The following is a 14674-nucleotide window of genomic DNA, read 5'->3' on the forward strand; positions in this document are numbered from 1 at the left end:
TTTTTCTGAAAGGAGTACGAAATGAGTTCGAAACGGATTGGCTGGATCGGTATGGGCCGCATGGGCTACCCGATGGCGGAACGGCTCGTGAAGGCCGGCTATCAGGTCAGCATCTGGAACCGGACACGATCGAAAGCCGAACCTCTGGCTGAGCTTGGTGCAACGCTGGTGGATTCTCCCGCGGATCTTGCGACTGTCGATTTGCTGTTTACGATGGTGTCGACCGGCGCCGATGTCGAGCAGGTTTATTTCGGCGAAAAAGGCGTGCTCTCCGGCGAGGCCACACCGGGCGTCTTTGTTGAGTGTTCATCGATCGGCGTTGACCAGTCCGCTGACCTGCGCGGGCGTCTGAAGGCACGCGGTGCGGAGTTTCTGGCGGCGCCCGTTTCAGGCAACGGCAAATGCGTCAAAGCCGGCAAACTGAGCCAGGTCGCGAGCGGACCGCGAGCGGTCTATGATGACGTCGAGCCCATGCTGGATGCGATATCCGGTCGCGGAGCCTCTTATGTGGGCGAAGGTGAATTGGCCCGCTTCTGCAAAATCGCCCACAACGTGTTCCTGGGCGTCGTGACGCAGAACCTGGCCGAGATCACGGTTCTTGCGGAGAAAGCCGGGGTGCCGAGGAGCGCCTTCCTAGAATGGATGAACAACTCGGTCATGGGGTCCATCTTCACCCGCTACAAGACCAACGCTCTCGTGAATCTCGACTGGACCACGACATTCACGCCGGCTTTGTTGCGCAAGGATCTTGATCTTGGTCTTGCTTCGGGCCGGGAACTGAATGTGCCGATGCCGGTCACGGCCGCAACCCGCGAAGCTCTGCAGACACATTTCGGGGCTGCCCAGCTCAAGAACGACCCGGACGCCTACTTGCAGGAAGATTTTGCAGCCCTTCTGGAGACGGTGGCGCTGGGAGCGGGGCTGGAGCTCAAAAGCGAAAACAATCCGGTTCCGACCGGTCTCGAACTTCCCGTGGCCGCCGAATAGGCGGCCCCCGGCAAGGACACGAACATTTCCGGAATTTTTTTGTGGGAGGAAAGAATGAAACTCGGAACACTGGTCATAACAACCGCGGCCGCCGCACTCATGTCGTCGACCGCCCTGGCCGAAATCAAAATCGGCGCCTCTTTGCCGCTCACCGGTAATTTCTCAGTCGCCGGGCAGAAACACCAGCAGGGTTATGAACACTGCGTCGCGCTTATCAACGAACGAGGCGGCATTCTGGGCGAACAGATCGAGCTGATCGTTTCCGACAACCGCTCAGACCCGGCCACGGCAATCAATCAGTACGAACGGTTCATCAATGTCGACGGCGTCGATGCTGTTTACGGCACTTTCTCGTCGCGCCTGACGTTTCCGGTTGCCAACATCCTGGCCAAATACGGTTTCGTGCATCCGATACCGGCCGGCGGCGCCCTTCGCATCTACACCCAGGGTCATGACAATCTCTTCTATTTCCAGCCGAATGCCGCCGAATATGTCGGTGCATCGCTGGCCGGCGTTCTGGCCGATCTCGTGCCGGAAGACGGAAAGCCCGTCACGGCTGCGGTGATTTCCGCCGACGACTTTTTCGCCAACGGCGTCTGGTCGGGCCTGATGGGTGAAAAGGTTATGGATCCCGCCGATGGTAGCGAAGTTGCCGATCTTGCGCCGGGTTACCTTGCGGAAAACGGTATCGAAGTCGTGTTCTCCCAGAAATGGCCCGAGGAAGGCTTCAATGACTGGTTGAACCTTGCCAATCAGGTCAAACGGTCCGAAGCGGACCTGATAATCGGCCTGACGGCATCTGCGGAGGAAGCCGTGCAACTGACCCGGTCCTTCAAAACGGTTCGTGCTGAACCTAAAATGGTCTACCTGAGCCAGGGCACCCAGGCCGAATATCTTGAAGGAACCGGCGAGAGTTCGAACGGCGTCCTCGTTCACACATCGTGGCACAAGGATGCCCCGTTCGAATCCGTGCTTGCAGGAGAGCCGTTCTCAAACGGCGATTTCGTGGAAACCTTCAAGGCCAGATACGGCAGCGTGCCGGATGAGGACAGCGCGATACCGTTCGCACTCTGCCAGGGCATCGAACAGGCCATGGTCGGCGCCGGAAGCACCGATAATGCCGAAATGGGAGACTGGCTGAAGGCCCGCACGAAGGAAGACCCCGTCCGCACGATTCTGGGGCGTTTTAACTGGGATGACGTCGGCCTTCCCGACAACAAGCCTTTTCTCATGACCCAGTGGAACGGTGGTGAACTCCAGTTCGTCTACCCAACCGACGAATTCGAGGGCTATTCCGCGATGACTTACCCCAAGGGTGGCTTCTAAAGGTCGCTGACTACCGGGCCGGCGAGGCCGCCGGCCCGGCTTTTTCAGATGTATCGAAAGGAACAGCCATGCTCGAGGTAAAGGGCCTGTGCAAGTATTTCGGCGGCATCAGGGCCGTTGATGACTGCAGCTTCACGGTGGGAAAAGGCACGATTACCGCGTTGATCGGCCCGAATGGGGCCGGCAAGACCACTGCATTCAACTGTATCAGCCGAACCGCGCGCCCAACCAGCGGCGAAGTCTGGCTAGACGGTGAGCGCATTGATCATCTTCGTCCCCACAAGATCACCCAGAAAGGTCTCAGCCGGACCTTTCAGATCAGCCGGAACCTGGCCGACATGACCGTGCTGGAGAACATCATCGCACAGTCCAAGGTGCATGGTTGGCGCGATATGCTGAAGCCGGCCATGAGCGCCGATGAAATCGACAAGGCGATGGACCTGCTCGACTTCCTGGGGATCACCCGCATCGCATACGAAGACGGCGCGAACCTGAGTTACGGCCAGAAGAAACTGATGGACCTGGCCGCGCTCCTGATGAGCGATCCCAAGATCATCCTGCTCGATGAGCCCGCGGGCGGCGTGAACCCGTCGCTTCTTGAAAAAATCGTCGCCGACATCCGTAAACTCAACGAGCGCGGCATGACGGTGCTGATCGTCGAACACAACATGGATCTGATCATGCGTCTGAGCCACCGGATCGTGGTTATGGCTCAGGGCAAGGTCATCGCCGAAGGCGAGCCCTCCGAAATTCGCGAAAATCCTGCCGTTCTGGACGCTTATCTGGGCGGTGTTCTGGAGGAGGCCGCCTGATGACCGATTTGCTGGAAGTCACAAGCCTGACCGCAGGCTACGGCGATGGCCCTGCCATCCTGGACGGTGCGCATCTGAACGTCGAACCGGGCAAGGTCCACTGCATCATAGGCCCGAACGGGGCAGGCAAATCCACCTTGTTGAAAGCAATCTGCGGGATGCTGAAGATCCGCAAGGGCGATGTGCGGTTGAAGGGTGAAAGCCTTAAGGGCTTGCGCCCGGACCAGATCCTTAAGAAAGGCATCGCGTTCGTTCCGCAGGAGCGAGCGCTGTTCCCGAAGATGACGGTTCGCGAAAACCTGCGCATGGGCGGTTACTCGCTGGCCGACAAGTCGGATCTCGAGAGCCGTATTGATGCGATCGAGGAACGCTTTCCGATCTTGCGTGAGCGCCGGGATCAGCAGGCCGGCACCATGTCCGGCGGCCAGCAGCAGACCCTTGCCATGGCACGAACGCTGATCATTAAGCCCGACATCGTGATGCTTGACGAACCGTCGCTCGGCCTCGCTCCGAAGATCGTGCAGGAGATGTTCGACATCATGAAGATGATGGCCTCCGAAGGCATAACCATTCTTTTGGTTGAACAGAACGCACTGATGGGACTGAAGAATTCGGACTGGGGTGTCGTGCTCGACCTGGGCCGGACCCTCTTTGAGGGACCGTCGTCCGAAGTGCTCGCCGATCCCCGCATCCAGGAACTCTACCTCGGCGGCAAGAAAGCCGCCTGACGGAGGAAAGAATGGCAGACATCATTCAAACCGTGATCCTCGGCCTGGCTCTAGGGGGCGTTTTTGCGCTCATGGGCTCCGGATTGAGCCTCATCTTCGGCGTGATGCGGATCGTGAACCTTGCGCATCCCGCGCTGATAGTCGCCGGTGCCTATATCGCATACTGGGGATTCCGCTTGGCCGGAATCGACCCACTCATCATGCTTCCCGTCGCCGCCTTCGTACTCGCCGTGGTGGGGATCGTCATCTACAAGCTGATGTTCGAGCGGGATGCCAACTCGGCAAAATACACGCAGATGACCGTGTTGCTGACGTTTGCTCTTGCGATGATCGTGGAGGGGGCGCTCGGGACCGCGTTTACCAATACCCAGCGCGTTACGTCGCCAAGTTACGCCACCGATGCGTTTTTCATCGGTGACGTCTTCATACCCAAGGGGCAACTCTACGCCGGGCTTGTGTCGCTAGCGATCATCGGCGGACTGTCGCTGTTCCTTAAGTATTCGCGTTTCGGCTACGCGATCCGGGCAACGACGCAAAATCGCGAAGCCGCCGAGCTGCTGGGCGTCAACGTCAATTTTGTCGCCATGGCAAGTTTCGCGATAGGCATAGGTCTTGCCGGCGCGGCCGGCGCCCTCGTGTCCTTCGTGTTTTCCTTCTTCCCGGCCAAACACTGGGAATGGATCGCCATCCTCATGAGCCTCGTTGTTCTGGGTGGCATGGGGTCTATCCTTGGCACGGTGCTGGCTGCATTCATGCTGAGTGTGGTCGCTGCCTTTGTCGGCGACATCTTCGGCGCCACCTGGTCGACAATGACCTTCTTCCTCGCCCTCTTCCTCGTATTGCTGATCCGGCCACAAGGTCTGTTCGGCGAGAAGCCGGAGCTCGCGTGACCATGGCTATAAACGATACATCAAGCGTCCTTCAGGCTCGCGAAGCCCACAATGCAAAGCTCGCCAGTGCTCACGACAAGACACGCGTCATCTGGTTTCCGGTAACCCTGCTGGCCGTGCTCCTGATCTTGCCCGCTCTGCAATTTGCCGGAAACTACAACTATCTGCTGCATCTGGTGCTCTTCACCGCGTGTTACGTAACGATGGCATCCGGCTGGAACGTTTTGGGCGGTTTTACGGGCTATATCAGCCTGGGCCACAACGTGTTCTTTGCAATTGGCGGTTACTTCGCCGGGATGATCTTCGCGCGCTACGGCGTCTCGACGATCATTCTTGCACCCCTGGCCGGTCTCTTGTGCGCAGCTGCCGGTTTCCTCCTCGGGCAGATCATGCTGAAGACCCGTGGGCCGTCATTTATCATCTCGTCGCTGGCGCTGGTGATGATCGCGCGGATCCTGCTTGATCACTGGCAGTTTGTCGGCGGCGCCAATGGCGTCGCATTGCCGGCGAATGACTTGCCCGTGCAGTGGGCCAAGTTGCCTTACTACTACGCCTTCGTCCTTCTGGCCGCTTTCACGGTCTGGGCCTGTTACAAGATCAAGCACTCCAAGTTCGGCCTTGGCCTGAGGGCCATCTCGAAAGACGAGATCAAGGCCGAAAGCGCAGGTATCAACACACGGCTCTACAAACAGCTTGCGTTTGCAATCTCCGCTGCCTTCGTCGGCATGGCGGGTGCCATCTGGGGCGAATACCTCACTTACATTCGCCCGAATATCTTCACGATCATTCTGGTCAGCGTCTACATGGTGCTGATGTGCATTCTGGGCGGCAAGGGGACAATTGCCGGACCGGTCATCGGCGCGATCCTGATCCTGGCGTTCAACGAGTTCTTTGTGGCGACGCTCGGTGCCTCGGAAATCAACATTCTGGCGACTGGTCTGATCATGGCACTGGTGCTGATGTTTTTCCCCCTGGGGATCGTCGGCACCCTCGCCAAAGCGGGCAGGCTGCCACGAGTGCTGAACTGGGATTGATGGTCATGACCGAACTTACGCTCCACAACGCGCCGCAATCCACCTGCTCCCAAAGAGTGCGTTATACGCTCCACGCAAAGGGCTTGCCGTTCGAGGAAAAGAGGCTTGATCTCTTCTCCGGCGATCAGTTGAAAGCAGACTATCTTCAGCTCAACCCGAATGGCGTGGTCCCGACGCTTGAGGACGGCGGGGCGGTGATCATCGACAGCGCCGTCGTGATGGAATATCTCGACGAAACCCGCCCAGATCCGGCGCTCAGCCCGGCCGATCCCGTGGCACGGGCGGAAATGCGGTCGATGATGCGTTTCATTGACGAGGTGCCGACGCCCGCGGTTCGGGTGCCGAGCTACAATCTCGCCTTTCTTCCGCATTTCCGGGCAATGAGCGAGGAAGATTTTCAGGCTCTGTGTGACTCAAAGCCGCTCCGCCGGGAATTCCTGATGAAAATGGGACGGACAGGCTTCCCGCAGCAGGAAATGGACGAGGCCACGGGACGCCTCCGGCGCGGGGTTGAACGCACGGCGGACTGGCTTCAGGCTTCCGGCGGGCCGTGGATCATGGGCGGGAAGATGACGCTCGCGGATGTTTCGATCATGCCTGTTATCGTTCGGCTTGACGATATTGGCATGGATACGCTCTGGGACGCCCACTCTGGCGTCGCGCGCTGGTTCGAAGCGATCCGGGCAACCCCGGCATTTGGGAAAACCTATTATTTCGGTTCTCTTTTGACCGAAAAGTACCCGCACCTGGCCGAACGGTTCGCAAAGCCGGGGAGCGCAGCGTGAACCATGCAGGCATTTCCTTACATCATGGCTGCAATCTTTCTGGGAGCCACGATATCCGCGCAGCCCGCCATGAACGCGATGCTTGCACGATCGATCGGCTCGGCATTCGGAGCTTCCGCGATTTCCATTGCGGTCGCGCTGGCGCTGATCCTGCTGGTTCTCGGCATAACCGGCGCTGGCCGGATCAACGGTGAAACGCTGGCGGCAGTCCCCTGGTGGGTCTTTCTGTCCGGCCTGGTCGGCATGTTGTTCGTGACGGGCGGGGTGGTCATCGCACCTGTAACAGGAGCGTTGATCTTCTTCGTTTGCGTTGTCGCGGGGCAGCTGATCGGGTCGGTTTTCGCAGACCATTACGGCGCATTCGGCCTCCAGGTCCGGGAGATCTCGGTTATGCGGATACTGGGCATCATGCTGGTGCTGCTGGGCGCAATCATAGTCACGAAATGGTGACGAAGATGGAAATTCATCCAATTTGGACGGTTTCGCTGTCGAGGCACTGTCCAAGGCAAATTAAAGACAATCAACGCCACTCAGCTGGCTGAACCCGACCAGGAGAGGACGGTACCCCATGAATGCACTGACCCCGAACATTTTGACGCCGCAGGATCTGGAGCCCCACTGGCGTTGGGAAGGCCGTCTTCCGGCCTGGGGCCATACGTCGGTGGATTTCGAACGCCGCATCGATCACGACCGTTTGCGCCGGTATCGCCTGAGCCGCACACGCCAGGCTCTCAAATCATCGCCGGCAGGCACGCTGTTGCTCTTCGACGTCAACAATATCCGTTACGTTTCGGCCACCAAGATCGGCGAATGGGAGCGCGACAAGATGTGCCGGTTCTGCCTTTTAACCGGTGATGACAGCCCTTACGTCTGGGACTTCGGCTCCGCTGCGGTCCATCACAAGAAGTTCTCCGACTGGCTGGAACCCGACCACTGCCGCGCAGGCGTTGTTGGCATGCGCGGGACGATCCCGCCGGAGTTCGGGCTGATGCGTAAATATGCCAGGGAGATCGCGGGTCTGATCCGCGATGCAGGTATGGCCGACATGCCGGTGGGAGTCGACTACGCCGAGACGTCCATGTTTCATGCGCTTAAGGAAGAAGGCCTCAATGTCATCGATGGCCAGCAGATCATGCTTGCGGCCCGGGAGATCAAGAACTGGGACGAGATCCAGCTTCTCACGCAGGCGGCCTCCATGGTCGATGGCGTTTATCACATGATCTATGAGGAGCTGAAACCGGGCGTGCGCGAGAACGATATCGTCGCCCTGTCCAACAAGATGCTCTACGAGATGGGCTCGGATGATGTGGAGGCGATCAACGCCATCTCCGGCGAGCGCTGCAACCCGCATCCGCACAATTTCACCGATCGGTACTTCCGGCCTGGCGATCAGGCATTTTTTGATATTCTTCAGTCCTATCAGGGATATCGGACCTGTTACTACCGGACCTTCAACATCGGACGTGCAACGCCTGCGCAGCGCGATGCCTATGTCAAAGCTCGCGAGTGGATCGACGCCTCCATCGAAATGATCAGGCCAGGTGTCTCGACCGACAAGGTGGCCAAGGTCTGGCCTAAGGCCGAAGAATTCGGGTTTCCGAATGAAGACGCTGCCTTCGGACTTCAGTTCGGTCACGGACTGGGGCTGGCGCTGCACGAACGGCCCATCATTTCGCGTGCGGTCTCGCTGGAGCATCCGATGGAAATCAAGACCGGCATGGTCTTCGCGCTCGAGACCTATTGCCCGGCGGCCGACGGCTATTCGGCGGCCAGGATCGAGGAAGAGGTCGTTGTCACCGACACCGGCGTGGAGGTCATCAGTCTCTTCCCGGCCGAGGAACTGCCCATCGCCAACAGATACTAACCTCCCCACCTGACCCGGCCCTTCGGGGCCGGAATTTTTTCGAGGCAGAAACATGAGCGCCGCCAGGAAGAAGCACAACACCGAAGACTATCTGCGCATGTACAAGCAGATGGTCCGCATTCGTGCCTTTGAGGACAAAGCAAACCAACTGTATCTGTCCGCCAAGATGCCGGGCCTGACCCACATGTATTCCGGCCAGGAGGCGGTTGCCGTGGGCATTTGCGAGGCTCTGACGGACGAAGACCGGATCACCTCAACGCACAGGGGGCACGGCCACTGCGTCGCCAAGGGTGCAAATTTCCGGGAAATGTTCTGCGAGTTGCTCGGCAAGGAAGAAGGTTATTGCAGGGGCAAAGGCGGCTCAATGCACATTGCCGACCAGGCCAACGGCAATCTGGGCGCCAATGCTATCGTCGGCGGCTCCATGGGCATTGCCACCGGTGCCGCTCTGTCTGCCAAGAGGCTCGGCAAGGATTTCGTCACGGTCTGCTTCTTCGGCGACGGCGCAACGGCACAGGGCCTCTGGTACGAAGTCATGAACATGGCGGCCCTGTGGAAGCTGCCGGTCATCTATGCCTGCGAAAACAACGGTTACAGCGAATATACGAAGACGGACGAAATCGCGGCCGGGTCGCTCGTCAAACGTGCCGAAGCCTTCGGCATCGAGGCATTCCAGGTGGACGGTCAGGATGTTCTTGCCGTCAATGAATTGACCAGCCGGCTTGCGGGTCGCTGCCGCAAGGGCGAGGGGCCATTCTTTATCGAACTCGACACGTATCGCTACCACGGTCACCACGTCGGCGATATCAACCGAGACTACTACCGCACCAAGGAGGAAGAGGCGGAGTGGAAAGACATCCGCGATCCGATCACGAATTTCGGCAAGTCGCTGATCGACCAGAAGATGTTTACCGCCGAAGAACTTGTGGCGATTGACAACGACATTGCCGCCGATGCCGAGGCGGCGGTCGACTATGCCCTCAAGGCCCCGTATCCGGACGGCTCGGAAGTCGACATGCATGTCTTTGCCGGCGTCGACCACGCCCTGGATTACCTCAGAGGAGCCCGCTGATGACGCGCGAAATCACCTTGTCCAAGGCAGTCAACGAAGCCATCGCCGAGGAAATGCGCCGCGATCCGACGATCTTTCTGCTAGGAGAAGACGTGGCGGAAGCCGGAACCCCTTTCAAGGTCCTGTCAGGCCTTGTCGAAGAATTCGGAACGGAGAGGATCATCGACACGCCGATCTCCGAACCTGGTTTCATGGGCATGGCCGTCGGAGCTGCGATGACCGGCTCCCGGCCGATTGTCGACCTCATGTTCGGCGACTTCCTTTATCTGGTCATGGATCAGCTATGCAACCAGGCCGCCAAGACCCATTACATGTCCGGCGGCAAACTGAAGGTACCGCTGGTTCTGCGAACGAACATGGGCGCGACCCGGCGCTCCGCCGCCCAGCACAGCCAGTCGCTTCAGGCCATCGTGGCGCATATTCCCGGCCTCAAGGTGGCGATGCCGTCTTCCGCCTACGAGGCCAAGGGCCTGCTGAAGACCGCGATCCGTGACGACAATCCGGTCGTGATCTTTGAAGACAAGCTGATGTACCAGGACAAGGCACCGGTGCCGGAGGAAGAATACCTCATCCCCTTCGGCCAGGCGAATATCAAGCGGGAAGGCCGCGACGTGACCCTGGTCGCCACGTCATCCATGGTTCAGGTAGCCGAGGAAGCGGCCGAAACCCTCGCACGTGAGGGGATCAGCGCCGAGGTCATTGACCCGCGCACCATCGTGCCGCTCGACGAACAGACGATCATCGACTCCGTGCGCAAGACCTCGCGCGCCATCGTTATTGACGAAGGCCACCAGAGCTACGGCGTGACCGCGGAGATCGCCGCGCGGATCAGCGAGAAGGCGTTTTATCATCTCGACGCCCCGGTGATCCGGATGGGAGCGATGGATGTCCCGGTTCCCTTCTCTCCAGCGTTGGAGGACCTGACGGTTCCAACGTCTGAAGGCGTTGCTGAAAACGCCCGCCGGATCTGCCGTGGGGAGCTTGTTCATGCCGCATGATGTGATCATGCCCGCGCTCGGTATGGCTCAGGACACAGGCCAGATTCTCGCCTGGCACAAGAAGCCGGGCGAGGCTGTCGAGGAAGGGGACGTCCTTTTCGAAGTGGAGACCGACAAGGCTGCCATGGAAGTCGAAGCTCAGTCCGGGGGCTATCTGACCGACGTCACCGTCGAGGCCGGCGCCGAGGTGCCGGTCGGTCAGATCATCGCGTCGATCTCCGAAACACCCGAAGGCGAGGGCGGGGCGTCCGCCTCCCAAGAACCGGAAAGCCCGCCCGAACCAGCCCCCGAGCAGGAAGCGATCGCAGGCGACAAGGTCATCATGCCTGCACTCGGCATGGCCCAGGACACGGGTCTTATCATTTCCTGGGCGAAACGGCCGGGCGACCAGGTGTCAGCGGATGACGTCCTGCTGGAAGTGGAAACCGACAAGAGCGCCATGGAAGTGCCTGCCGGGTACGACGGATATGTTGCCGAAATCTTCGCCGAGGCCGGTGAAAACGTTCCGGTTGGAAATGTCATCGCCATCATTTCCGCGCGGAAACCGGAGGCACCGGTAAAACGGTCCACCAAAAGTGGCCAGCCGGAGGAAGACGCAAACCCGAAACCCGCTGAAGCAGTTGACGCGACCCTGGCTGCGACACCTTCGACATCTGCTCCCGGGCTCGCTCGGGCAATTGCCAGCTCCAGCGACAAACTTCTCGCTTCGCCCAAGGCCAAGCGGCTGGCCAGGGAACAAGGTCTCGATCTGGACCGCCTTATCAAGGCGGGCTATCCGCAGCCCTATCATGTCGCAGACTTGGAAATCCTGAAGGCGCTACCCGCAGAAACCGCGCCTGTTGCCGCTGTGGCGACTGCGATTTCCCGGCGCGTGACTGCGGAAGTCGAGTCGTCGGAGTTGAACGGCTTCTTGTCCTGGCTGTCGGACGAACTCGGACATCCCGTCCGCCGCGAAACGGTCCTGGCGGTCTTTGCGGCGGCTGCGCTACGCACGGTCAACGCAGGCGAAATCGTTATCGGAACGGAAGCGCGCGGCGTTAGCCGCACCTATCTCGACCCGGACCTGAGTGGTTTTGGGCAGGTTGAACCGGTAGATGCAGATCGGGCGCCCGGCCTGATTGTACGGGATCTCGCCGCGTCACCAGTCACCTCCATTCAGCTAGGCGGCGAAGCGGTTCCCGTTCTAAGCGTGTGCGGTCGGGGGGAGACGTTTTCACTAACCTGCGAATGCGCCGGCGACACTTTGTCTGGTGAAGCCACGCTGGCGCTTGCCAACGGATTTGCCGAGCGGGTGGCTGATCCGCTCCGCCAGCTGCTCTGACGAACGAAAGGCACCGATCATGGATTACGCCGCTCAAGATTATGTCACCGATCTTTACATCAACGGCGATTGGCGCCCGGGATCGTCCGGTGAGCGATTTGACGTTCTCAATCCCGCAACGGAAGAGGTGCTTGCGAGTGTCGCTTCGGCCGAGTTGGCCGACGCGGACGTTGCGCTGGACGCCGCCGAAGCTGCATTTGCCGACTGGGCGGGCAGAACACCACGCGAGCGGTCTGAAATTCTGCGCAAAGCCTGGGAGCTGATGACGGCACGTCTCGACGATTTTGCACGTCTAATCACGCTGGAAAACGGCAAGGCCGGCGCGGATGCGCGCGGTGAGGCGGCCTACGCCGCCGAATTCTTCCGCTGGTTCGCAGAAGAGGCGGTGCGTGCCGACGGCCTGATCACGCATGCGCCGGCTTCAGGGGCCCGGATCATGGTTCAGCACAAACCTGCGGGGATTGCGGTCCTGGTGACGCCCTGGAACTATCCTGCTGCCATGGGCACCCGCAAGATCGCCCCGGCGCTGGCCGCAGGTTGCCCGGTTATCATCAAACCGGCACGGGAAACGCCTTTGACCATGCTCGCCCTGATGCCGCTTCTGCAAGAAGCCGGTGTTCCGAGGGGCCTCGTCAACGTTCTGCCAACAAAGCAATCTGGGAAGCTGGTAGATCATCTCCTGCATGATCCGCGCGTGCGCGTGGTCTCTTTTACCGGGTCCACGGGTGTCGGACGCAAGCTGCTGCACTCCGCCGCTGACCAGGTGCTCAAACCCGCCATGGAACTCGGCGGCAACGCCCCGTTGATCGTGTTCGAAGATGCCGATCTCGATACTGCTGTGGAGGGTGCCATGCTCGCCAAGATGCGCAACCTCGGAGAAGCCTGCACGGCGGCTAACCGCTTCTATGTCCATGAGGATATAGCCGATGCCTTTGCCGAAAAATTCACGGCGGCCATGGGCGCTTTGAAGGTCGGCAGCGGCCTCGACCCGGACGTCGATGTCGGACCGCTGGTCAACCGGGACACCCAGCAAAAGGTCGCCGCCTTTGTTCAGGACGCGGTTGAGAAGGGCGCCAGGATTAAACTTGGCGGCGCGCTTCCTGGCGGCAGGGGCTTTTATTATCCGCCGACAGTGATGACGGATGTCCCCGAGACCGCAGACTGTGTTCATGACGAGATTTTCGGACCGGTCGCCGCGCTTCAGACATTCACCGACACGGACGACGTCGTCCGCCGCGCCAACGACACGGAATACGGTCTTGTCGCGTATGTTTTCACGGAGAACATGAAGCGCGGGCTTCAGGTCTGTGAGCGTTTGGACTATGGGATGGTGGGCCTTAACCGCGGCCTTGTGTCGGATCCCGCGGCACCGTTTGGCGGCACAAAACAGTCGGGTCTCGGCCGCGAAGGCGGACATGAGGGTATGCAGGAATTCATGGAAACCCAGTACATATCTGCGAGCTGGTAGGGAGAGTGAGATGAACTACATCGCGTCTCCATCGGTGCGCTCCTACGCGGGCCGTCTTGGCGTCGACCTCGATGCGGTTGCGGGCGTCAGCGGCCGAAAGACCCTCGCAAAGGAAGACATCGATCAATATCTGTCAGGCGGAGCCGGAGACGGGGCCAACGTACGGCCAGCGGCAAGCACGCGCTACTGGGACGTCGATCATTCCGAATATGGCCCCGTCAGCGATGAACCGGTCAGCCGTATGGCGAAGATCGCTGCAGACAACCTCGCCTCTGCCAATGCTCATATTCCGCAGGTGACGCATCACGACCGCGCGGACATTCGCAAGGTGGAGGCATTGCGGGCCGGACTGAAAGAAGAGGCGGTCGAGCGTGGCATCAAGCTGACCACGCTTGCCTTTCACGTCAAGACGCTGGCTGCCTGCCTGAAGGCCAATCCGAAATTCAATACGTCGCTCAGTGCAGACCTGGAAACGCTTTACCAGAAATCTTATATCCATATTGGCGTTGCAGTGGACACGCCGGCAGGCCTGATGGTTCCGGTCGTGCGCGACGCCGACAAGAAGGGTCTCTGGCAGATTGCGGGCGACATCGCCGATCTTGCCGTGCGGGCCCAGGGGCGCAAGATCCGGCCTGAGGAAATGGGCGGGGCGTCAATGTCGATTTCCAACTTGGGCGGCATCGGCGGAACAGCGTTTACCCCGATCGTCAATCCGCCCGAAGTCGCGATCCTTGGCATTACGCGAACAGAAACCGTCCCTGTTTGGGAGAACGATGCCTTTGTTCCCGTTTCCATGGTGCCGCTGGACCTTAGCTACGACCACCGGGTGATCAACGGAGCGGATGCAGCGAGATTCCTGACCCACTATTGCACACTTCTAAAGGAGCCGAGGCGTTTGCTGCTTTAATCTAGGCTCGTCTTTGTGCGTGGATTGAACCATGAAAGTCTTTTGAAAACACTGTCGTGTCCACTCGTCAGGCCATCGCTGAGTTGATTTGAAATCGAACTGTTTGGCAAGAATTGCCGCATCCGCATGCAGGTGGAAACCGAGACTTTGGACCATCGGAATGCAGCCTTTCGAGCGGCGCGGAACCGCCTGCGGCCAATCGTGATGACACCGCTTGACTTCAGACGAGGCGTGGTTCCGCCAACGCTTGCAAAAAGCGCCAAGCCGGAAATGTGGCAGGCACTCGGAAAGTCACCCTTTTCGGATAAGGTGCTTCAGAAGATAGTTGTCCTTTGACTGTAAAGAAAAAGAGTTGCTTAACTAGCGACTCGTCTGTCCTGCTTTCACACAATTGGATTGTTTTGGTGCCCGACCTGAGACATAGGTGACAAAGCGTTCCGGACACATAGGTAACACTTTCGGTTTTTTCGGGAGGTGTCGAT

General features: G+C 59.4%; 15 protein-coding genes. All 15 read left to right on the forward strand.

All coding sequences use genetic code 11. The features are described from left to right. The first annotated feature begins 21 nt into the window (after positions 1–21). The 15 genes from RBB47_RS11480 (at position 22) to RBB47_RS31010 (ending at position 14528) form a co-directional block, all read left to right on the forward strand. Positions 22–987, forward strand: coding sequence for an NAD(P)-dependent oxidoreductase (locus tag RBB47_RS11480; RefSeq protein WP_305985934.1), 966 nt, complete (start codon positions 22–24; stop codon positions 985–987). 54 nt (positions 988–1041) lie between these two features. After that, positions 1042–2313 (forward strand): amino acid ABC transporter substrate-binding protein, encoded by a 1272-nt coding sequence (locus tag RBB47_RS11485; protein ID WP_305985935.1) that lies wholly within the window; start codon positions 1042–1044, stop codon positions 2311–2313. 68 nt (positions 2314–2381) lie between these two features. Continuing rightward, positions 2382–3125 carry an ABC transporter ATP-binding protein gene (locus RBB47_RS11490; RefSeq protein WP_305985936.1) on the forward strand — a complete coding sequence of 248 codons (744 nt, stop codon included), beginning with the start codon at positions 2382–2384 and terminating at the stop codon, positions 3123–3125. Further along, complete coding sequence (locus RBB47_RS11495) at positions 3125–3853, forward strand: ABC transporter ATP-binding protein (protein ID WP_305985937.1); 729 nt, start codon at positions 3125–3127, stop codon at positions 3851–3853. Before RBB47_RS11490 ends, RBB47_RS11495 begins: the two co-directional genes overlap by 1 nt. 11 nt (positions 3854–3864) lie before the next feature. Next, positions 3865–4743, forward strand: coding sequence for a branched-chain amino acid ABC transporter permease (locus RBB47_RS11500; RefSeq protein WP_305985938.1), 879 nt, complete (start codon positions 3865–3867; stop codon positions 4741–4743). Between the two features lie 2 nt (positions 4744–4745). Further along, positions 4746–5777: a branched-chain amino acid ABC transporter permease gene (locus RBB47_RS11505; protein ID WP_305985939.1), complete on the forward strand. Its 1032-nt coding sequence runs from the start codon at positions 4746–4748 to the stop codon at positions 5775–5777. Positions 5778–5782: 5 nt separating this feature from the next. Further along, positions 5783–6562, forward strand: coding sequence for a glutathione S-transferase family protein (locus RBB47_RS11510; RefSeq protein WP_305985940.1), 780 nt, complete (start codon positions 5783–5785; stop codon positions 6560–6562). Between the two features lie 3 nt (positions 6563–6565). Then, entirely contained in the window at positions 6566–7012 is a 447-nt protein-coding gene (locus RBB47_RS11515; protein ID WP_305985941.1) for a DMT family transporter, read from the forward strand. Between the two features lie 118 nt (positions 7013–7130). Then, positions 7131–8426, forward strand: a complete 1296-nt coding sequence (locus tag RBB47_RS11520; protein ID WP_305985942.1) for a Xaa-Pro peptidase family protein — start codon at positions 7131–7133, stop codon at positions 8424–8426. A 52-nt stretch (positions 8427–8478) separates the two neighbouring features. Continuing rightward, positions 8479–9498: a thiamine pyrophosphate-dependent dehydrogenase E1 component subunit alpha gene (locus RBB47_RS11525; RefSeq protein WP_305985943.1), complete on the forward strand. Its 1020-nt coding sequence runs from the start codon at positions 8479–8481 to the stop codon at positions 9496–9498. Continuing rightward, the gene (locus RBB47_RS11530; protein ID WP_305985944.1) at positions 9498–10496 is read left to right on the forward strand and encodes an alpha-ketoacid dehydrogenase subunit beta; all 999 of its coding nucleotides are present in this window, start codon (positions 9498–9500) and stop codon (positions 10494–10496) included. The genes RBB47_RS11525 and RBB47_RS11530 overlap by 1 nt, the downstream gene beginning before the upstream one ends. Then, the gene (locus RBB47_RS11535; protein WP_305985945.1) at positions 10486–11817 is read left to right on the forward strand and encodes a biotin/lipoyl-containing protein; all 1332 of its coding nucleotides are present in this window, start codon (positions 10486–10488) and stop codon (positions 11815–11817) included. The genes RBB47_RS11530 and RBB47_RS11535 overlap by 11 nt, the downstream gene beginning before the upstream one ends. 19 nt (positions 11818–11836) lie before the next feature. Beyond that, on the forward strand, positions 11837–13285 hold the full coding sequence (locus RBB47_RS11540; protein WP_305985946.1) for an NAD-dependent succinate-semialdehyde dehydrogenase: 1449 nt from the start codon (positions 11837–11839) through the stop codon (positions 13283–13285). Positions 13286–13295: 10 nt separating this feature from the next. After that, entirely contained in the window at positions 13296–14192 is an 897-nt protein-coding gene (locus tag RBB47_RS11545; protein WP_305985947.1) for a 2-oxo acid dehydrogenase subunit E2, read from the forward strand. Between the two features lie 126 nt (positions 14193–14318). After that, entirely contained in the window at positions 14319–14528 is a 210-nt protein-coding gene (locus tag RBB47_RS31010) for an efflux RND transporter permease subunit (RefSeq protein WP_371932770.1), read from the forward strand. Positions 14529–14674 lie beyond the last annotated feature (146 nt).

The sequence above is a fragment of the Roseibium sp. MMSF_3544 genome (assembly GCF_030732845.1).
Taxonomy (GTDB): domain Bacteria; phylum Pseudomonadota; class Alphaproteobacteria; order Rhizobiales; family Stappiaceae; genus Roseibium.